General features: G+C 59.1%; 17 protein-coding genes. 3 read left to right on the forward strand and 14 right to left on the reverse strand.

Annotation, left to right across the window (positions count from 1 at the left end; genetic code table 11):
- The first annotated feature begins 109 nt into the window (after positions 1 to 109).
- Entirely contained in the window at positions 110 to 1,465 is a 1,356-nt protein-coding gene (locus LAT62_RS00490) for a ribonuclease J (RefSeq protein WP_293377242.1), read from the forward strand.
- Here the strand turns inward: LAT62_RS00490 and LAT62_RS00495 are convergent.
- Positions 1,462 to 2,415: a LysR family transcriptional regulator gene (locus LAT62_RS00495; RefSeq protein WP_293377245.1), complete on the reverse strand. Its 954-nt coding sequence runs from the start codon at positions 2,413 to 2,415 to the stop codon at positions 1,462 to 1,464. The genes LAT62_RS00490 and LAT62_RS00495 overlap by 4 nt on opposite strands.
- A gap of 121 nt (positions 2,416 to 2,536) precedes the next feature.
- On the opposite strand from LAT62_RS00495, the gene LAT62_RS00500 reads away from it, so the two are divergent.
- The gene (locus tag LAT62_RS00500) at positions 2,537 to 3,418 is read left to right on the forward strand and encodes a DMT family transporter (RefSeq protein ID WP_293377248.1); all 882 of its coding nucleotides are present in this window, start codon (positions 2,537 to 2,539) and stop codon (positions 3,416 to 3,418) included.
- Positions 3,419 to 3,547: 129 nt separating this feature from the next.
- Entirely contained in the window at positions 3,548 to 4,435 is an 888-nt protein-coding gene (locus LAT62_RS00505; protein WP_293377251.1) for a response regulator, read from the forward strand.
- Between the two features lie 20 nt (positions 4,436 to 4,455).
- On the opposite strand, the gene LAT62_RS00510 is transcribed toward LAT62_RS00505, so the two are convergent.
- The 13 genes from LAT62_RS00510 to LAT62_RS00570 all read right to left on the reverse strand — a co-directional run bounded on the left by LAT62_RS00510 (position 4,456) and on the right by LAT62_RS00570 (position 19,651).
- Entirely contained in the window at positions 4,456 to 7,191 is a 2,736-nt protein-coding gene (locus tag LAT62_RS00510; protein WP_293377254.1) for an ATP-binding protein, read from the reverse strand.
- Positions 7,191 to 7,880 carry a response regulator gene (locus LAT62_RS00515; RefSeq protein WP_293377257.1) on the reverse strand — a complete coding sequence of 230 codons (690 nt, stop codon included), beginning with the start codon at positions 7,878 to 7,880 and terminating at the stop codon, positions 7,191 to 7,193. The genes LAT62_RS00510 and LAT62_RS00515 overlap by 1 nt, the downstream gene beginning before the upstream one ends.
- Positions 7,877 to 9,052: a HAMP domain-containing sensor histidine kinase gene (locus LAT62_RS00520; RefSeq protein WP_293377260.1), complete on the reverse strand. Its 1,176-nt coding sequence runs from the start codon at positions 9,050 to 9,052 to the stop codon at positions 7,877 to 7,879. Before LAT62_RS00520 ends, LAT62_RS00515 begins: the two co-directional genes overlap by 4 nt.
- A gap of 161 nt (positions 9,053 to 9,213) precedes the next feature.
- Entirely contained in the window at positions 9,214 to 10,581 is a 1,368-nt protein-coding gene (locus tag LAT62_RS00525) for a methyl-accepting chemotaxis protein (RefSeq protein ID WP_293377263.1), read from the reverse strand.
- An 88-nt stretch (positions 10,582 to 10,669) separates the two neighbouring features.
- On the reverse strand, positions 10,670 to 11,041 hold the full coding sequence (locus tag LAT62_RS00530) for a response regulator (protein ID WP_293377266.1): 372 nt from the start codon (positions 11,039 to 11,041) through the stop codon (positions 10,670 to 10,672).
- 54 nt (positions 11,042 to 11,095) lie between these two features.
- A complete protein-coding gene (locus LAT62_RS00535; RefSeq protein WP_293377269.1) occupies positions 11,096 to 11,875 on the reverse strand; it encodes a ParA family protein in 780 nt (259 codons plus the stop codon).
- Complete coding sequence (locus tag LAT62_RS00540) at positions 11,868 to 12,143, reverse strand: hypothetical protein (protein ID WP_293377272.1); 276 nt, start codon at positions 12,141 to 12,143, stop codon at positions 11,868 to 11,870. The genes LAT62_RS00535 and LAT62_RS00540 overlap by 8 nt, the downstream gene beginning before the upstream one ends.
- Entirely contained in the window at positions 12,121 to 14,964 is a 2,844-nt protein-coding gene (locus LAT62_RS00545; protein ID WP_293377275.1) for a chemotaxis protein CheA, read from the reverse strand. Before LAT62_RS00545 ends, LAT62_RS00540 begins: the two co-directional genes overlap by 23 nt.
- Before the next feature lie 3 nt (positions 14,965 to 14,967).
- The gene (locus LAT62_RS00550) at positions 14,968 to 15,357 is read right to left on the reverse strand and encodes a response regulator (RefSeq protein ID WP_293377278.1); all 390 of its coding nucleotides are present in this window, start codon (positions 15,355 to 15,357) and stop codon (positions 14,968 to 14,970) included.
- A 61-nt stretch (positions 15,358 to 15,418) separates the two neighbouring features.
- Complete coding sequence (locus tag LAT62_RS00555; protein WP_293377281.1) at positions 15,419 to 16,273, reverse strand: protein-glutamate O-methyltransferase CheR; 855 nt, start codon at positions 16,271 to 16,273, stop codon at positions 15,419 to 15,421.
- An 18-nt stretch (positions 16,274 to 16,291) separates the two neighbouring features.
- Positions 16,292 to 16,927, reverse strand: a complete 636-nt coding sequence (locus LAT62_RS00560; protein WP_293377284.1) for a hypothetical protein — start codon at positions 16,925 to 16,927, stop codon at positions 16,292 to 16,294.
- Between the two features lie 19 nt (positions 16,928 to 16,946).
- Complete coding sequence (locus tag LAT62_RS00565; RefSeq protein ID WP_293377287.1) at positions 16,947 to 18,005, reverse strand: chemotaxis response regulator protein-glutamate methylesterase; 1,059 nt, start codon at positions 18,003 to 18,005, stop codon at positions 16,947 to 16,949.
- Complete coding sequence (locus LAT62_RS00570; protein ID WP_293377290.1) at positions 18,002 to 19,651, reverse strand: chemotaxis protein CheW; 1,650 nt, start codon at positions 19,649 to 19,651, stop codon at positions 18,002 to 18,004. Before LAT62_RS00570 ends, LAT62_RS00565 begins: the two co-directional genes overlap by 4 nt.
- Positions 19,652 to 19,653: the final 2 nt, after the last annotated feature.

Raw genomic sequence — 19,653 nt, forward strand, 5'->3', positions numbered from 1 at the left:
TTCTGTCGACTGTCGACCGTGCACTGTCTACTCACGATGTGGACTCTACCTGTCTGCCCGTGCCAAAGCCTGTTAAACTTTCTGATCGTTTTAAGCCTCGAGGCCTCTGATGACTCCCAACGCTTCCGATCTATGGTTTCTGCCCCTTGGAGGCTGCGGCGAGATCGGGATGAACCTCAACCTCTATGGCCATGACGGCCAGTGGCTGATGGTGGACTGCGGGGTCACCTTTGCCGCGCCGGATGCCCCGGTCAGCGAACCGCATGTGCAGATGGCCGACCCGCGCTTTATCGAGGATCGACGCGACGCGTTGGTGGGACTCGTGGTCACGCATGCCCACGAAGACCATATCGGCGGTGTCGCTCACCTCTGGCCGCGCCTGCGCTGCCCGGTGTTCACCACACCCTTTGCGGCGGAAATCCTGCGCCGCAAGCTGGGCGAAGTGGGCCTGGACGGCGTCGTGCCCGTCATCATTGTGCCTCCCGGTGAGCAGCGCTTTATCGGCGCCTTCAATGTCGAATGGATTGACCTGACGCATTCCATCCCGGAACCCAGTGCACTGATGCTGCGCACCCCCGCCGGCAACATCTTTCATACCGCCGATTGGAAACTGGACCCGAATCCGGTTCTGGGCAAGCCTTACGACCCGGCGACCTATCAGCGTCTCGGCACCGAAACCATTGATGCCATGGTGTGTGATTCCACCAACGCAACCCTGGCCGGACATTCGGCCTCGGAGTTGTCGCTGGAGCCAGGCCTGCGTGAGGTCATCTCGTCTGCGCAAGGGCGTGTGGTGGTGACCTGCTTTGCCAGCAACCTGGCCCGCCTGGTGACCCTGGCTCGCATTGCCCGGGAGACCGGTCGGCACCTGAGCCTGTTTGGCCGCTCCCTGAACAATATGGTCTCGGCGGCGCGGGCCACCGGCATCTGGCCCGAGGGGGTCAGTTTTGTGCCGCCACGGGACCTCGGCTATTTTCCGCGCGACACGGTCATGGCCATCGCCACCGGCAGTCAGGGCGAGTCGCGTGCGGCCCTGTCCCGGCTGGCACGCGACCGTCATCCCTATCTGTCACTGGACCCGGGCGACCGGGTCGTGTTCAGTGCCCGCATCATTCCGGGCAATGAGCGGGAAGTCGAACGATTGATTGCGCAGCTGCGCCAGCAGGAGGTCGAGGTGATCACCTCCGAGGCCTATCCGCTGCCCATTCACGCCTCCGGCCACCCGGCGGAAGACGAGCTGCGCGCCATGTATGACTGGATTCAACCCGAGATCGCCATTCCTGTGCACGGGGAGGCCGCCCACATCAAGGCCAATGCCGACATTGCACGCGCCTGCGGTATCCCACGGCAGTTGCAAGGCCAGAACGGCGACCTGTTTTTCATTGCCCCCATGCCCGGCGTCCGCCGTGGCGCGGCGCCCACCGGTCGACTGGGGCTACAGGGTGAGTTGCTGCGCAGTCTTTAGTGTCCTGCCAGCCCGGAAGCCCGAGCTTCCTGATGCAGCCACTGGCGCAGTTTGCGGATGGCAGGCTCGTTGCGGCGACTGGTCTTGTAGGCAACATAGAAGCAGTCGCCAGTGAAAAGGGAGTGGCACGGCAAGCGCACCAGGTCCGGGTCTTCCGGTTCGGCATACATATAGTCGTTGGCCAGCACGAACCCCTGATGATGACGGGCCGCCTCCAGCGCCAGCAGGATATGACTGAATTGCTGGATGCGGGTCTCCGCGCGCAGCGGACAATCCACTACCGCCAGCCAGCGTCGCCAGTCTTCATTGGGCGAACCGAACAGGCTGTGCGCCGAGAGCAGCGTATAGCGCTGCAGACATTCCGGGTGCAAGACGAAATCGCGGTCATCAACCCCGACCTCACCCGCAGCACGCAGTTCCACCTTCACCTTTTCCCAGAACTGCCGGCTGCAGATCGCAAACAGCCGTTCCGCGTATAGCTGCTCCATGGTATAGCCCCTCTGCTTCTCCACCAGAGTAATGAAGCAGTCGCCCCCTCGGTCTGACAGTACCGGGGATTCAGAGGTCATTTCCAGACTCAGGTCCAGCTCTGGATAGGTTGCACCGAGGCTCGGCAATCGAGGAATCAGCCAGCGCACCGCGAAGGAACTGTACAGGGCCAGGCGCAGGCTCCGTTCTTCGCGCCCCTGCAAACGATCGGTTGCCTGCTGTATGTCGTGCAGGGCTGCGGCCACCGCCTCATGATACGCCCGGCCATCTTCGGTCAGACTCAGATAGCGGCCATGGCGAATGAACAGGGACTCCCCCAGGTGGTCTTCCAGCAACCGGATCTGGTGACTGACCGCGCTTTGGGTGATGTTCAGCGAGTCTGCAGCGCGCGAAAAGCTGTTCAGTCTGGCCACAGCCTCGAAGCAGGTCAGGGCGCGCAGCGGCGGAAGGCGGGATGACATGGCTATGCACTCACTTCATTTATCTATTTAAGTAATACTAAACTAAAAAAGATCATTTCACCTGATATTAAAGAAGCCTTAGCATGCCTGTCTCCATCACTCCCGCAACGAGGCTGAGTAAATGTCCGGACGCACCGTCCATGGCGCCATCATTCTATTGGTTATGGGCAACTTTCTGGCCCTGTTGTCAGATACCCTGATCAAGGCTCAGGGTGGTGACATTCCGGTGTTCCAGTTCGTCTTGATGCGCAAGCTTTGCACTCTGGCGCTGCTGCTGCCGTTGATCCGCTTCGTCAATTTCAGGCAACCGCTTGCCGGGTTTGCCATTCATGCCATTCGGGCCCATCTGGGTCTGGTCGGTGTCACCTGCATGGTCATTGCCCTGAACAACCTGCCTCTGGCAACGGCCAACGCGCTCTTTTATGCAGCCCCGGTACTGGTGATGGTACTGGCGGTCATCTTCTACGGGGAAAAGTTGACCTGGCTCAGCCTGCTGGCCGTGGTCAGCGGGTTTGCCGGCATCCTGGTCATCCTGCAGCCGGTTGCACTGAACTGGCAGAGCCTGACCGCACTGGTTACGGCGCTGAGTCTGGCCATCGGCGCCTTGCTGGTACGCAAGCTGCCCAAGGATCAGCATCTGATCCATACCATGCTGCTGATTCATGTGATCGCCCTGCCGGCGGCGGTCGCCCTGTTCCTCTGGGAAGGTGCGCCGATCGACTGGAGCATGCTGCCCACCGCCCTGGGATCTTCGTTTTTCATTCTCGGCTACAACATGACCGTTATCCTGGCCTACCGCCATGTTGCCGCCAACCAGGTCACCAGCGCGGAATACACCGGCCTGATCTGGGCCATCCTGTTGGGTTGGATACTCTTTGCAGAGGCGCCGGATATCTGGTTCATTGTAGGCGCCGTGATGATCGTCGGCCCGCTGTTCCTGGTCAGTCAGCGCGAGCGAAAGGCTCATCTGGCGCGACGTCAGCTGGCGCAGGCAGGGCCCTGATCCTGAGGCGGGAAAGTTGAACTGGCAAAGCTCTGGCTCGATGGTTACATTATATCGAGTCCCAACGACAACTCCTGTGATCAGAGTCGACAAACGACCGGCACGGCAACAGCTACGGACCACCGAAACGTGACTTCCCAAAACACACAAAACGATGCTGGACTGCAGGCGTTTCTGGCCCAGCTGACTGTGCTGTATGTCGAAGATAACTCCGACATTCGAGAGCAGCTTACTCTGTTTCTGCGTCGCCGCTTCAAGACGGTTCTCGTTGCCGCCGACGGAGCCGAGGGACTTAAAACATTTCGCCAGGCAGAAAAAGCACCGGATCTGGTGATTACCGATATCAGAATGCCGGTCATGGATGGTCTGAACATGATCGGGTATATACGCGAGCATGATGACAACGTGCCGGTCATTGTCACCACTGCTCATGAAGAAAACGACTTCCTTCTCAAAACCATTGACGTCGGCGTGGATGCCTTTGTGGTCAAGCCCATTGATACTCAGCAACTGGTCCGTGCACTGCTGAAAATCGGTGGTCGCTTGCGCTCTGAGCAGGCCTTGGCTGAAGCACGCCAGAGTCTGCATGACAATGAAGCGCGCTATCGAGCCATTTTCTGGACTGCCATGGATGCCTTCTGTGTGTTCGATTGGACATCACTGAATGTGCTTGAAATCAATCGACGGTTTCAGGCGCTGTATGGCTATGGGCTCGATGACATGACCGGGCGCAATCTCGACATGTTGTTTGATTCAACTCATGGTACCGCGTTGCGCGCTCTGATCGAGGAAACGGAGCAGCTGCGTGAGCCGATGGTGGTCCGTCACCTGCATCGCGACGGCACCATGTTTCCTGTCGAAATGACGATCGGGCAGTTCCGCTCAGGTGAGGTTGGTTATGGCCTGATGGCCATTCGTGATGCCCGTGAACGCATTGATTCCATGGACGAGCAGGATGCTGTGGTCGATGCCCTTGAGATCACCATAGACGCTCTCGAGGGCATGCTCGACCGCTGACCGGGCACGGCCGCAAACGGTCAGCCATCCGTACCCTCCAGCGGCAGCAGAATAATGAAACTGGCCCCTGCAGGCGCTTTCTCCGGGCCGACATTGGTGGCCATAAGTGCCCCATTCATTTGGATCTCGACAATACTGCGCGCCATGTAGAGGCCGATTCCGGTGCCCTCCGCTCGCGTGGTAAAATACGGGTCGAAAATCCGCTCCAGCATATCGACCGGCACACCGCCCCCATTGTCCGAAACCCGGATTTCAGCACGGTCATCATCGGTCACCAGTTCGACCCGGACTAGTCCATCGACCACTCCCCGCCGCTCAATAGCCTCGCGGCTGTTTTGCAGGATCACCAGCAGCACCTGCAACAGTTCATTGGCAAAGCCGGAAACCCGCACGTCGGCTCGCAACTCAACGTCGATCCGGATCGGTGAATCGTCCAGTGTGGCCTGCATGATTCTGACAGCTTCTGCCACACAATGACCCAAATCAAAGGGTGCCGCAGCCCGGTCCGGCCTGAAGAAGTTCAGAAAATCCCTTACCGTTTGATTCATGCGCTGGATCAGCTCTCCACTCTTGTCCAGGCTCTGACTGAGAAACTGGGGCGTCAGGTCGCCGTAATCCTGCGCGTCACGCAGGTTGGCGTGAATCAGCTGAAGGCTGTTCAGGGGCTGTCGCCACTGATGCGCGATATTGGACACCATATCCCCCATGGCAGCACGTCTGGCCTGCAGGTTAAGCATGGTCTCTTGCTGCCTGATCTGCTGCTGCGCGGCATGCCAGGCTGAAATATCGGTAGCCAGGCCATCTATCCGCTGTGGCCAGCCGGCCGTGTTGTATACTACCCAGTAGCGCACACGCAACTGACAACGGCTACCGTCTCCATGCTGAAAGCCGAACTCCAACTCACCCCGGCGACGCTTCAGCATCTGGCGCACCTCCTGGCGAACCCGGTGTTGATCTTCTTCGACGACCTCTCTGAGCATGATCTGTGGTTTTCTGATCCAGTCTTCCTGTGGGTATCCGGTCAATTTCAGCACACTCGCACTGACCAGCCGAATGTTCAGGTGTGACCGCTTCAGCTCGCCAGACCAGAGGACGCCATCCATGGACGCGAGGATACTGCCGAGGTAATCCCTGGCCTGACTCAATTCCCGCGTGCGCAACACCACTTGCTTTTCCAGCTTGAAGCGGTCGTCCAGATCACTTCGATACTGCTCATGCAGCAGACGACTCATCTCGCGCAGGCTGGACTGCAGATCATTCAGCTCATGAATGGGCCGTTCCGCCGGCCAGGGCCAGGCATCCGGGGGCAGGTTTATGCGGCCGGGAATAGCCCTGGCAGTGCCGATCAACTGGTTGACGGGCCGCTCCAGCCAACGCGCGAGAGACTGGCTGAAGAGCAGCGCCAGCAACAGAAAACCAAGAGCACTGGCCAGCACAATGACATACATCTGATAGAGCCTGAGCTGTTCCTGGCGGGGGCTGAATTCAAGGCGGAGTGTCCCCGGCAACGGCAGTCCGATTGACTCCAGTGGGCTTTCCAGAACATATACCGACTGTGCCCATTGCTGAACCCGGTTCAGTTGCGAGTCGCTCGGCATGACATGCATGACGTCCCCGGAAGGTGTCGAATTCGGATAGTCCTGATCGTTGAGGCGCTCCGAGAGGGGAGCTCTTGACGCAACGATCAGTTGTCCGTCATGCCACCAACTGTGACGCAATGAGGGGCTTCTTTCGGTGACCCACAGTTGACTGGCCCGGGATGACACATCGAGTTGCGCAATCAGCCAGCCATCGGGGTTGTCCGGAAACTGCTGAAAGTAGACCAGCCGTCCCAGCTCGTCCAACCGGAAACCGTCTTCCGGAGTGCCCTGATCAGGCAGCAATGAAACATCTTCTGCCACCATTGACACCACGCCGTCATGATCAACCTGCCACCCGGGATCACCCGAGCTGCTGATGAAGACCTGGTCCCAGAGCGAAAAAGCCAGCACACCCGACAGACAATCTGCAATCGCCGACAAAGGCTGGTTGGCTGCAACACATCGTTGGTTGAAGCCTCGCACGTCATTGATCAGGCTGGTGATGTTGCGTTCGGTCTGATCGGTCAATAATTCCCGACTCTGCAGCAACTGCTGCCTGAACCCTTGCTGCAGATGGGTCAATTGAATCTGACTGACAGTGAACAGTATGGTGATGAGCGCAACCACCGACAGCAGCGACGGCAGGTAGAAAAGCACCTCATGCACCCTGACCATGACCTTCTGCCGATTAGGCAGCATGGCCGCACAGCCCAGACTGACGGCGACCGCAAAGGTGGCATTGATGATCGAATTGATGCCCTGTTTGAAAGTAATCAGAAGCGTATCCGGCCAGGGCAAATCAAGCGTCACGCGATAGAACAGCAGAGACAGCATGGCGAGCCAGGGCACCCAGAGCAGTGCCATCAGCAACGGCAACTCGCGCCTCGTATATCGAGCCTTGAGGGCTGCCAGAACCAGGAGTTCAAGTATGAGCAATATTGCCGAATAGGGATGGTTCCAGATCAACCAGGTCGTCAGATAGGCGGGCACCGCAATCAGCAAAGCGACACCAAGACCATACTGAAGCAGCAGCACATAGATGAAAATGCTGCCCAGTAACAAGTCTACGCCGAACATCAAAGGGACGGGAAAGTAATTGCCAGCCACTGCCAGCGCGGCCAGCACCACGGTCAGCAGGGCATCCCTGCGTTCAAAGTGGGTTGGCCAGAAAGCCATCAGTCCACCAGCTTGCGTAACCCTACCGATCGTGCCATGGCACTGATGGTGAGCCCGGTCTCGGCATGCTTCAGATTCAGGTCTGCGCCCGCACTGATCAACAGTCGGGCAGCCTCCTCATTGCGCATCATGATGGCGAACATCAACGCCGAATTACCCTGATCATCCAGCATATCCACATCATCGACTTCGGCGATCAAACGCTTGAGTGTTACCAGATCACCTTCAACGGCCGCGATGCGCATCAACATGGCCTGACTGCGCCGGGAGCCTGATCGAGTTAGCTGTTGCCGCTGGCGCTCCAGGCCTGACAGGGACTCGTGTTTACCCAGGCGAATCTGCACAGCCCGCAGCAGGCCTACCCGGGTGAACGGCTTGGTCAGATAGTCATCGGCGCCCAGCTCACGCCCCAGGCGTTTGTCCCCATCAGCCACCTTGGCGGTCAGAAAAATAAAGGGAATGCGGCTGATCTCCGGGTCCGAACGCAAGCGCTTGAGTGTGTCAAACCCGTCCATAACGGGCATCATGATGTCGCAGACAATCAGATCCGGCTGCTGCTGTCGGGCGACGGTAAGGCCCTCGCCGCCATTCAGTGCCTGCAAGGTGGCGTAGCCTTCCAGTTCCATGATCTCCGCTACATTTTCCAGCACCGAGCGGTCATCTTCGATGATCAGAATCGTTTTGCTCATACAACAGCTCCAGAGTTCTCCAGCAGCGGGAATGTGACGGTAAACGTGGCGCCCTGTCGAGGGGCGGAAGACACCCGTATTTCGCCCCCCTGCAGGTCGACAAATCGTTTGACGATGGTCAGGCCAAGCCCGGAACCCGGCACCTGCTGGCTGTTCTGACCTCGAAAAAAGGTATCAAAAATATGCGCCTGATCAGCTTCAGCAATGCCACTGCCATGATCAGCCACCTGAATCTGCAGATGCCCGGACACCTGCCGCAGACTGACCTGAACCTGCTCGCCCTCATGTGAAAAGCGAACGGCATTGCTGATCAGGTTGGTCAGGATGTGACGCAACAAACGCGGGTCCAAGTCTGCTTCAAGTGATTTTGACACAGAAACGTTTACTTGCACCTGCTGCTTTTCGCCTATTGGCGCCAGCGTGTCCAGCACTCCGTCCACCAGAGGTTTGAGGCGAAGGCGCTCCGGCCGCACCTGAAACTGACCACCATGAGACTTTTCCAGCACCAGCATATCTGCAACCATGGTGTCGAGATGCCCAACCGAAGTCTTGGAGCGATCAATGTGCGATTGAATGCGCCCACGCACCTCTGGCGGCACACTGTCACCCGCTCGATTCAGATACTCGTTTATCAGCTCCAGGCTAGACAAGACACTGGTCAGCGGTGTGCGGAATTCGTGTGAGGCCATGGTAATAAACTCTGACTTGAGTTGATTGACCTCTTCAAGCCTGGAAACGGCTACCTCCAATTGCTGCTGGGCATCCACCTGAGCAGTCACATCATGCAGCAGTACCAGGGTGGCGGGACCCTTTCCCCAGGCGACCGGCGTGCGTTTGACCATCAGCACGACGTGTCCGGCATCACAGCGTTCAGGATCTGCAGGCAGCTCTATCTGGTCAAGGTCCATGACGCCAGGAAATACCCGCTCCACCGATTTGCCCATATACAGGTTCGCCTGCTCGACACCTATGGTAAGCAGCAGCTCTCGCGCTGCATTGTTCGACAATTGCACCAGGCCCTCACTGTCGACCACCAGCACTGAAGCCGGGTGATCAACCAGCATCTGTCGCATATGCTGTTCTGCCGACAACAGGCGCTTGAGCAGATCGGAGGTGCCAGCCAGAGTCGCCTCATCTTCATCCAGACCGTCGAGCTGCAGCTTATCTGTCACCCGTCGGCTGCGCTCGTGTAACACATACAGGCGGGCCGACAACTGCTGGCGACGCCGAGCAACCCACCGCGACAAAGGCAACGGTTTTTCAGGAATCTGTTTTGTCATGGCTCAGTGATTACCAAAGTCTTGCGCTTCAGCGCCCGCATTCGCGCAGATTCTCAGAATAGTTCAATCGAGGGGGGACTGCTCGACTTTTCTTCCCGGCGGCCTGCGTCAGAGGGCCTTTCAGGTCCGGTATCGTCCTGCTCCCAGGTTTCAATGGTGGCGTCGTGCACAGAACGCTGATCTTGCATGACGTAACCCTGCTCATAGTCTTCCAGGCGAATACTGAGTTCTGGCAGTGCGTCTTCCTGTGGTTTGTCCAGCAGGCTGACCACCGCGTTGTCGCTATGCGCCAGGCGCTCCAGTCCGTCGATTACGTGCTCCACTTGCTGTCGCACTATGTCCTGAAACTGCACTGCACTCAGGGCTTCGATCACCTGATCATTGAAGCGGGCGCTGAGCCCTCGCATTTCCGATACCAGCCCATGGTGCTGGTCTATCAGATTCATGTAACCGTCACCCAGTTCTGACAACTGCTCTGCCACCCTGTCCAGAACTTCCTTTTCTTCCTGTGAGCTGTTTTCATCCAGTTCCGAGCGAAATTGCTGTTCGATTGTTGCCACCATTTGCGTGATTTCACCGCTGATCCGGGAGGCGGCCTCCTCGGATTGCCGCGACAGGTTGCGCACTTCATCGGCGACCACGGCAAAGCCGCGTCCGTGCTCGCCGGCTCGCGCCGCCTCGATACTGGCATTCAATGCCAGCAGGTTGGTCTGGGAGGAGACATGGACGATCAGCTTCAGGCTTTCTTCCAGTGCCGTTGCACGCTCCATCACTGCCAGGACCTTTTCCCGATTCTCGGTCATTTGCTGGTTCTGACGATCTATCAGCTCGGACACGTTGTCCACAGCGTGTCGGTTGGCCTCGGCTTTGCGGTTGGACTCTTCGGCCAACTGATCGGTGGTGGCGGTGTGCTCCCCCATGATGCCCGCAAATTGACGCACCTCGCCATGCATCTTGTCGAGCTGCTGCATCAGTTCGGTAACGGCCTCTTCAGTCTTGATATTGGCTCTTTGCAGGTGACCGCTGAGAATCCCATACAGCGGCTGACGCTCGTCCAGCGCTGATTCAACCTGCTGGATGGCCGCCAGATAGCTTTTCAGTTTGTCCGAGAAATAGGTCAGCATGCTGCTGGCACCGGACACCAGATCACCCTGGCGCACTACAGACCACAGCGACTGCAAAACAATCAGTGTCAACATGGCCAGCAGGGCGGCGGTCGGGACCACTAAAGAGGACGGCAGAGCCATCTGCTCTGACAACCCCAGCAGGGCGTCGTGGGTCAGTATCATCACCACCCAGGAGGCCGCCAGAAACAGCGCCACCTGCCGGATCAGTCGCCATGTCAGGTGGTTCCCCGCCAGTGACGTCCGTTTACTCTGCTCCTGTTGCCCAGACTGCCGGGCTTCATCGCGTTCTGTCATGTGCTGAATCTTCTCCTGTGATGGCCTGAGCACCGTCCCCAATCGAGACCGTGTTTCGACCAGACCATCGTGCGCCCTGTCCAGCGCCTCAGACGCCCGGAAGCACCTTGCGTATGACCTGCATCAACTGATCGCCCTGCACCGGCTTGACCAGCCACCCGGTGGCGCCAGCCTGGCGCGCTTCATCGCGTCTGGCCTGCTGCGACTCGGTGGTCAGCATGAGAATGGGGGTAAACCTCATGCCCGTCATGGTGCGCACCTTCTTGACGAACTCGATGCCATTCATGCCGGGCATGTTCAGATCAGAGATAATCAGATCGGGCTTCATCCCGCTTTCGAGCAACTTGATCCCCTCTTCCGCATTGTTGGCCGTCAGCGGCTCCAGGTTGTGACGCTCCAGAACACCCGATACACTCATCAATATGGTCGGCGAATCGTCGACAATCATGACCTTTTTCATAGCAACCACCTTCCTTTTTCGCGTTGTTCCGCATTCAAGAGCCAGCAAAGGCGTTCAGGCTGACGTTTCCGACACCTGCAAGCCGAGAGGCAGCATCGCCTCCGCCAGCATAAAATAATCCATAGCGCCCCGGCTGCGCGGGGCATAGTCTCGTATCGGCTGGCCAGCACCAAAGGCTTCCGCAAGACGCACGTCTGGCCTTATGCCGCGTAAAATGCGCTGGCTGCCAAATGTCTGGGCGAGCTCTGCCAGCACCTTGGCCTGTGACGGCACACTGCGATCGCACATGATCGGCAGCAACCCCACCAGCCTGAGATCAGACCGCCCCCGGGTAGCCACCTGATAAAACAGCTGGCTCAACTGGCGCACCCCGGCACTGCCCAGCACCTGAGGAACGACCGGAATCAAAACGCCATGCGCCGCCTGCAGCGCATTGAGCAATACCAGATCGACTGACGGCGGTGTATCCAATACCATCAAATCATAGCCGGCAAGCCGAGACAGTGCCTGTCTTAACAGGGTTTCATCATCGTAAAGCCCGCGTCCGTCAAAGCGTGTGTCGGCTGGAATCAGATCCAGTCCGGCACATCGGGTTTGAACGATCAGATCCTTTATGTCGATCTGGCCGCCGGTGAACAGCCGATGCAAGCCCCGACTGCCAACAGTCGGTGCAACACCCAGGCCCAAGGCACAGTGACCCTGGGTATCAGCATCCACCAACAGGATACGCTGGCCTCGAGCCGCCAGTTCAGCTGCCAGGTTGACCGCAGTGGTGGTCTTGCCGGACCCGCCTTTTCGGTTGGTAACGGCCAGTACCGGACAGCCTTCACTCATGTTCACCCGCGCTGGCCTGGGCTGTTTCCCAGGCTATCTGCAGCCGGGGAACCACCACTTCACGAAGAAACACATCTTCCGGTACACCCTTGATCGCCCTGGGTTGCTGCAGCATCACCTGCAGCACAGCACTGTGCAGATGCACGCACTGACTCAGGTCCAGTTTTACGTCGGGCTTGTGCAGCAACTTTTCGTGCAGTGTCTCCGCTTCTTCCACCGGACAGGTGTCCAGAAGCTTCACCAGTTTACCCCTCTCCTGTATGGTCATGAGCCACCTCCTCCAATTTGACCGTGGACAGCAGCACGCCGATGTTGAGGACCAGCAGCACGCTGCCGTCACCCAGCAGCGCAGTACCCTGATAGACGCCCAGATGTTCCAGGGCCCCTTCCATAGGCTTCAGAATCACTTCAACACCTTCACTGAAGTCATCCACCATCAGCGCCACCGGCTCGCCGCGAAAACGCACCACCAGCAGGGCCACTGTCGCGCCGTCGTCCTGACGTTCAAGGCCCAGTTGCTCACGGCCGCGACAAACCGGCAGCACCCGGTCACGCAACATCACGGTTTCGCGGTCCTTGAACTGATGCAATCGCTCACGCGGCAGGCGCACGGTCTCGGCTACCTGATCCATCGGAATGCCATAGCGCTGCCCATCGATCCAGATCTGCATGACCTGGCTGATCGACATGGACAGCGGCAGCCAGAGCCGGAAGCGCGAACCTTCGCCGAGACGGCTTTCGACTTCCAGCCGACCACCTGATTTCTCTATCGTGGTCTGCACCACATCCATACCCACGCCGCGGCCGGACAGGTCAGAGGCCACCTCCATGGTCGAAAACCCGGCCATGAAGATCAGTTCGATGGCTTCCTGATCGGTCATTTCCTTCAGTCGCCGCTCGTCGACAAGACCCTTTTCGTAGGCGCGTCTTCGGGTTTTCTCCGGGTCTATGCCACCACCGTCATCGGCGACTTCGATCACCGCCCATTCGTTTTCCTGCCAGGCACTCAGGCTGATCTTGCCGGTCTCGGACTTGCCCGCCGCCTTGCGCACGGAGCGCGGCTCGATACCATGATCAATGGCGTTGCGCATCAGATGGACCAGCGGGTCGGCCAGACTTTCGATAACGTGTTTCTCCGCCTCGGTATCCTGTCCGTCAATCTCCAGATCAATGGGCTTGTCGAGCTTGCGGGACAGGTCCCGCACCAGTCGGGGGAAGCGGTCGAAGACATGGGCAACGGGCAGCATCTGCACCTGCATCATGGCATCCTGCAGGGCTCGGGTAATACGGTTGATCACATTGAACTGCTCGCGGATTTCGCGACCCAGTTGGCGCTGACCGAACTCCTGCTCGGCGCGTTGGGCCAGAAACGGCAGGGCGTTCTTGGCCACGACCATCTCGCCCACCAGATCGCCCAACTCTTCAACCTGCTCCTGATCCACCTTGAAGGTACGAATAACCGGAGAGGGCGATTCGCGTCCTGACGGCTTTGCGCTGTCATTGACACTATCGCGGCGCTCCTTGCTGGGTTCAGCCGGTTGCCGGGCCTTGGTTTCAGGTTGAGGCGGTGCCGACGCTGGCGGTGGCGCCTGAGCCTCGGTAGCCGCCTGATTAAGCCAGCCCTTGAGGGCCTGCTCCAGGGCCTGTTGGTCTTCCGCACTCTGCAGAGCAGCGGGCAGGCGGGCATGATTGGCGCGCGCCGCATTGTTCAGCACCCGACGTACAGAGGCAACTGCACCGGCTCGCAACTCGGCGTCCCGGCATTGCGTCAGCAGGCGCAGCTGATCACGGAAAAGTGCTTGCAGGACAGCGTCACCGGCTTCCAGCTCCCTCTGTGCAGAAGGCTCTGCTGAACTATCATCGTCAGAAACCACAGTCTCGGGCGCTGGCTGAACCTCCTGTGCATCTGCGCCGGATGTTGGTGCCGCCGGCAGCAGGGCCTGCCAGTCTATCTGACCAGCGACGTTCAGGGTCTCGTCAGGCGCCTGCAGCGCACCCAGCAACGTATCGAAAACCACGCTGTCGTCAGGCGTCTCCGTGACCACCAGCTGCAGCCAGCGCAGCAGACTGGCCTCACGGGTGTGTGCATTGAGCAGCTCCAGTTGAACCTGCAGCGCCTTGCCGATGGCCTCCGGGTTGCGATTCTCCCAATGGTGCTGCAGGTCCTGCAGCAGGGCCTCATCAAGGGGCTGCCCCAGGGGCGAACCGACTGGCTGGATCAGACCTTCCGGCTGCAGCGGTTCAATGTCTACCGTGTCCTGTTCGTACTGAAAATGTTCTTCCAGGACAATCTTGCCCTGCTTTGCCAGAACTCCGAACCAGAGCCGACACTGGAAAACATCCAGCTCGGCCAGCTCTTCTTCCGGTTGCGAATCCAGTCCTATATACACAGCCTGCAGTCCGGGAGTCTGGCGTACCATGAACAGGGGGTCATCGCCGCGAAAATAGCACTCCTGCTCTGGCCTGAACGTCACGCACCACAGCGGGGTTCCGCTGACTGCAGCCTGCCATGCCGTCTGACGCTGGGTTTCGGTCAGGGCGCTCAGCCACTCGGGCATGGCACCGTCACTGGCCACAGCGACTGGCTCATCATCAAACAGCCCCCAACTGACGCCTTCCCCGGCGTCTGCCGTGGCGGGCTCGGCTCTCTCGTCGGCACTGTCAGTCTGCGCCGCGCCTTCAGTGCTCTGTTCAGTACCCAGGTGTTGGGCTTTCAGAGCACTCAGCCGCTCGGCCATGGCCTTGCCGTCTGCGCCTGCTTCTTCGGGCAGCGAGCCGTTGTCTTCCAGATGATCCAGCCAACCATTCAGCAGATCCATGGCATCCAGCATGACGTCGATGGTGTCTGCATCCAGCTCTGTGGCGCCGCTCTTGGCTTTCTCCATGAGCTCTTCCGCCACATGGACCACATTGACCATAGGGGTCAGCTCGAGCACACCAGCGGACCCTTTGAGGGTATGGACTTCGCGGAACAGCGCATCAAGCAGTGTCGAGTCGTTTGGCGCCCTCTCCAGTTTCAGCAGCCCCTGAGCCGCCTGAGTGATCAGTTCACGGCCTTCTTCGATGAATTGCGCGGTCAGCTTGTCCATGGTTCAGCTCTCCTCACCGTCCAGCGATTTACCAGTAAACAGGCTCAGGTAATCCACCAGAGTCTGTGGCTTGGCCGGCTTGACCAGGTAGCCATTGGCCCCTGCCTGGAAGGCCAGGTCCTGATCGTGCATTTCTGCCTCGGTAGAGATCATGACCACCGGACGATCCATCAGGTCGGGGTCCTGGCGCAGTTCACGCACCAGGCTGTAACCATCCATCTGGGGCATGTTGATGTCCACCAGCAGCGCAGACACGTCATCCCCCTCGCGGCGCATGTATTCCAGCGCCTCCAGCCCATTGGCTGCCTCGGCGGCAGTGAATCCGGCCTGCTCGATGATGTCGCGATGATAACTGCGCACTGTCTGCGCATCGTCCACCACCAGTATGGTCATTGGTCTGTCCCCACTTGTTGCTGAGTCGTCGTCTGCTCTGTGTCAATCACCCAGACGTTCATCATTTCTGATACACCATGGCATCCGGGAAGCGGCGCGCCCGGAACAGCGGCGATATCCGGCTCATCGATTCCGAATGCCCCAGGCAGATAAAACCGCCCGGAACCAGGGCATCAAACAGTTTTTCTGCCGCCTGCCGACGTGACATCTCGTCGAAATAGATCAGCAGGTTGCGACAGAACACGACATCCAGCGGGCCCAGAGCCCGGACATCGGCGGTCGAGTGCAGATTGACCCGCGAAAACCCGACGCTTTCCTTTATATCGTCCTTGAGCTGATATTGTTTACGTCCATTGTTCATGATGGGTCGAAAATAGCGTTGCAGGTAATGGGCCGGGACGCTGTGCACGGCCCGCTGTTCATACAGGGCGGTGCGGGCCCGATCCAGCGCGGCGGTATCAATATCCGACGCCAGTATCTCGACATCCCAATCCTGCAGGGCTGGCCACTCCTCGAGCAGCATCATGGCGATCGAGTAAGGCTCTTCGCCGGTCGAGCAGGGCATTGACCAGATACGAACCCGATCACCGCGCCGTTTGTGCTGTACCAGCTCATCCAGCATGCTGTTGACCAGGCACTTGAGTTGATACACCTCACGGAAGAAATAGGTCTCATTGACCGTCATCAGGTTGATCAGCGCTTGCAGTTCCTGTTGCCGGTCAAAGCGCAGGTGGTTGAAGTAGTCCCGAAAATGCTCATAGCCAAGGCTCTGCATTCTGTCGCTGAGGCGTTTGTCCACGAAGTAGCGTTTGTTCGATTCGAAGTGAATACCGGTCTTGCGATAAAAGTGATCGCGAAAGCGCTCGAAATCGGCCTCGGATATCACCGCAACCGGGCGGCCCGGGGGTTGCTTCATCGCCATATCCCTCGGCATTCAGTCAGTACCCAGCAACTGGTGACGAGCCCGACGAACGGAAAACTCGACAAAGGGCTCATCCGGGAAGCGCACCAACAGATTCTCAATGGCGGGCCAGCATTCCTCATTGCCCAGCATCAGAACCGTATCCAGTGCCGTCATGCACACGTTTAGGACGTCATCTTCATAGAGAATCACTTCAACGTCGGACGCCAGGCCGGGCAGTTCCAGCGCAGCAATCAGATTCAGTGTCAGAATACGCAGATCCGGGTCGGGACTGTGCAGGCGACTGCGAATAGCGCCTTCCAGAGTCTCTGCTGTGGCACCACTGCGCAACTGGCCCAGGGCGTCGATAACCTGATTGCGCAGGCCGGCAGAATCACTGCCCAGCAAGTCATACAGCGGCTCGACTTCCTCGGGACGCAGATCGGGAATCAGGTGGTTGAGAATGATCTGTTGCAGTCGGGCATCCTGCTCGGTTGCCAGCCTCTCCAAAGCGGCCCCCCGGGCGCTGTCGGGTATGCCTTTCCACCGGCCGAGCAGGCGCATGCAGGCGTCTGCATTGTGCTCTGCCAGGGCCTGACACAGCATGGTCTCATCAGCATCATCAGTGTCCTGCGGGCGACCTTTCGGGTCGGGATTTCGGATCAGCATTGCAGTCCACCTCCAGCAATCAGATACTGTGCAGCCAGCGTTTCAGTCGACCGGCAATCTGCTCCAGCGGCAGGACTTCACTGGCACCGGAGCGCTCCACAAGGGCTCGCGGCATGCCATACACCACGGTCGTTTCTTCGCTTTCGGCTATGGTCTTGCCGCCCTGATCATGCAGCCGGGCCATAGTCTCGGCGCCGTCATCACCCATCCCGGTCAAAAGCACACCGATCAACGAGCGCGAACCCAGCACCTCGAGCGCAGAGGCCACCATGCGATCGGCACTGGGGTGCCAGGCGAAGTCATCGCTCGCGGGCACGGGCACTGCGGTCAGCTTGCCGCCGCGCATGCGAATCTCCAGGTCCCGGTCACCGCGCGCCAGATAGACGTGTCCGCGCTGCAGGGGCGTCGGACGGCCAACTTCAACGACGTGCAGGTCGCACAGACCATCCAGCCGCTCGGCCAGCACCGAGGTAAAGGTGGCCGGCATATGCTGAGTCACCACCAGGGGCCATTTAAGGTCCGCCGGAAGGTCGCCCAGAAGAGTCTCCAGAGCGCTGGGCCCGCCGGTCGAGACGCCGACCAGCACCAGGCCTTCGGCTGCGGGTTGTGCGGACATGTCTCTGGAGACAGGTGCTCTCGCTGCGACCGTGCCGCGCCGATTTGCCGAACGATCGGCTTGCCGTGGACGAGACGACACAGCAGCCTGCACCTTGCTCAGCAACTCGTCTTTCACCTGTGCAATATTGTGCGACACCGTGCCACCCGGCTTCGTCAGGTAGTCCACCGCACCCAGTTCCAGTGCTTCCAGAGTGGCCAGCGCTCCTTTTTCAGTCAGGGAGGACACCATGATGACCGGGCAGGGATGCCGAACCATGATGTGGCTCAGGCAGGTCAGGCCGTCCATCTCTGGCATGTTGATATCCAGCGTCACAACATCCGGCATGCACTGGCTCATCTGCGCCAGCGCCGCTTCGCCATTGCGCGCTGTGCGCAGGGTGTAGCCGCCGGCCTCTTCAAAGATCTGGGTGAGGAAGCGGCGCATCAGCGCCGAGTCATCCACAATCAGTACATCAATCATGCTTTGCTGTCCGCTGCTTTTTCTGCTTTCTGCGGTGTCTGTTCGGCCGTCACCTGCTGCAATGTTCTGGACTCCTGTTCGCTGACCAGACGACCTGTATCCAGCAGCAGGATCATGCGTTCATCAGCTGACAGATTGGCCATCTCGGTAATCAGAGTGCTCTGCTCCGGTGACAGGGGCGGGGCGGCCTGAATGGTGTCTGCCGGAATGCGCAGCACTTCCTGCACCGCGTCGACGATAAACCCGGTACGCTGGCCATTGAGGTTCAACACCACAATTCGCTGTCGTACATTGCGCTCCTGACTCGGCAGTTCGAAGCGCCGGCGCAGGTCTATCACCGGCAACACCACGCCGCGCAGATTGATCACACCTTCTATGAAGTAGTCCGCCTTGGGTACCCGAGTCAGCGTCGCTGGCACGCGCAGAATTTCCTTGGTGGCTTCAATGGCCACGCCATACTCCTCATCGGCCAGCTTGAAGACAACGATTTGCTTGTCCTCTTCAACACCCGCGTGTTCCTGCATGCTCATCTCTGTTGTCTCCAACGCTTCAGTTGCCGCTTGAAAAGCCTGCCGGGTCAACAGCCGGCGCACATCCAGTAGAGCCGCCAACTGATCACCCTGATCATCAATGCGCAACATCCCCTGGATATCAGCAAAGCCAGGCGAACTGGCGAGCGTTTCCGGAACTGCCTGCACATGATGGTCAAAGCGACTCACCACGGTTGTAATGCGATCTACCACCAGCCCGAGAAAAGCATCGCCATCCCGCGCGCCAACCGGCACCACCACCACACGGGCCTCTCTGCCGTCTTCCTTGTCCCCCAACTCGAACAGTCGGGCCATCTGGATCAGGGGAATCATCAAATCACGCAGCGACATCAGGCCGGTTACATGCTCCGGCATGCCGGACACGGGCTCTTTCTGCGCGGGCACACGTACCACTTCCTTCACCTGACCGATGTCGAGCGCAAACTGCTGGGTGCCCAGTTCAAAGCAGATGAACTGGCGCGATACCGTGACCTCCTCATCCACCTTCTGGCTGTGGGCGCTAGTGCCCGTGCGCGCCTCACTGACCTCTGTCGGCTGCGCCAGGCTGGCATCATGCAGTGCCTTGATATCGAGCAGTCGCCGCAACCGGGTTTCTCCGGCACTGGCTTCAGGATTCGGGCGAACAAACCCGGCCAATAAATTGTGCGTGGCTTTCCGGCGCACCAGATCCGAGGTGTCGATGCGCGACTGCGGCACCTGATCCACCTTTTCCACCCAGTCCACCCAGAGCCCCAGAGGCTGCTCGCCGCGCAGTACCACAATACGGCTGTGCGAACTTTCTCCGCTGCCGTCCAGACCGACCAGACGGCGCAAAGACACCACGGGCAATACCTGTCCGCGCAGGTTGGTCACCCCCAGCAGGTGCTGTCCGCCCAAAGGCACGCGGTTGATCACCGGAGGCCGGATGATCTCCCGCACACCTGCCATCGGCAGGGCATAGCCCTCATCCCGCTGCTTGTCGGGTTTCTCGCCCGTGCGCTCGGCAGCACTGAGATAGACATAGAGCACTTCCGCATTTTCAACTTCGGCTTCCGGCTCCGCCCCGACACGTTCTTCAGGTGGCAGTGCCTGCCCGTAGTCCTGGACCGTTGTCATGA

It is taken from the genome of Natronospirillum sp., from assembly GCF_022565775.1.
Taxonomy (GTDB): domain Bacteria; phylum Pseudomonadota; class Gammaproteobacteria; order Pseudomonadales; family Natronospirillaceae; genus Natronospirillum.

What these genes read in the sequence shown, in the direction of transcription:
- LAT62_RS00490 (WP_293377242.1), top strand. Translation starts at nt 110, where the DNA reads ATGACTCCCAACGCTTCCGATCTATGGTTTCTGCCCCTTGGAGGCTGC.
- LAT62_RS00495 (WP_293377245.1), bottom strand. Translation starts at nt 2,415, where the DNA reads ATGTCATCCCGCCTTCCGCCGCTGCGCGCCCTGACCTGCTTCGAGGCT.
- LAT62_RS00500 (WP_293377248.1), top strand. Translation starts at nt 2,537, where the DNA reads ATGTCCGGACGCACCGTCCATGGCGCCATCATTCTATTGGTTATGGGC.
- LAT62_RS00510 (WP_293377254.1), bottom strand. Translation starts at nt 7,191, where the DNA reads ATGGCTTTCTGGCCAACCCACTTTGAACGCAGGGATGCCCTGCTGACC.
- LAT62_RS00515 (WP_293377257.1), bottom strand. Translation starts at nt 7,880, where the DNA reads ATGAGCAAAACGATTCTGATCATCGAAGATGACCGCTCGGTGCTGGAA.
- LAT62_RS00525 (WP_293377263.1), bottom strand. Translation starts at nt 10,581, where the DNA reads ATGACAGAACGCGATGAAGCCCGGCAGTCTGGGCAACAGGAGCAGAGT.
- LAT62_RS00530 (WP_293377266.1), bottom strand. Translation starts at nt 11,041, where the DNA reads ATGAAAAAGGTCATGATTGTCGACGATTCGCCGACCATATTGATGAGT.
- LAT62_RS00535 (WP_293377269.1), bottom strand. Translation starts at nt 11,875, where the DNA reads ATGAGTGAAGGCTGTCCGGTACTGGCCGTTACCAACCGAAAAGGCGGG.
- LAT62_RS00540 (WP_293377272.1), bottom strand. Translation starts at nt 12,143, where the DNA reads ATGACCATACAGGAGAGGGGTAAACTGGTGAAGCTTCTGGACACCTGT.
- LAT62_RS00545 (WP_293377275.1), bottom strand. Translation starts at nt 14,964, where the DNA reads ATGGACAAGCTGACCGCGCAATTCATCGAAGAAGGCCGTGAACTGATC.
- LAT62_RS00550 (WP_293377278.1), bottom strand. Translation starts at nt 15,357, where the DNA reads ATGACCATACTGGTGGTGGACGATGCGCAGACAGTGCGCAGTTATCAT.
- LAT62_RS00555 (WP_293377281.1), bottom strand. Translation starts at nt 16,273, where the DNA reads ATGAAGCAACCCCCGGGCCGCCCGGTTGCGGTGATATCCGAGGCCGAT.
- LAT62_RS00560 (WP_293377284.1), bottom strand. Translation starts at nt 16,927, where the DNA reads ATGCTGATCCGAAATCCCGACCCGAAAGGTCGCCCGCAGGACACTGAT.
- LAT62_RS00565 (WP_293377287.1), bottom strand. Translation starts at nt 18,005, where the DNA reads ATGATTGATGTACTGATTGTGGATGACTCGGCGCTGATGCGCCGCTTC.
- LAT62_RS00570 (WP_293377290.1), bottom strand. Translation starts at nt 19,651, where the DNA reads ATGACAACGGTCCAGGACTACGGGCAGGCACTGCCACCTGAAGAACGT.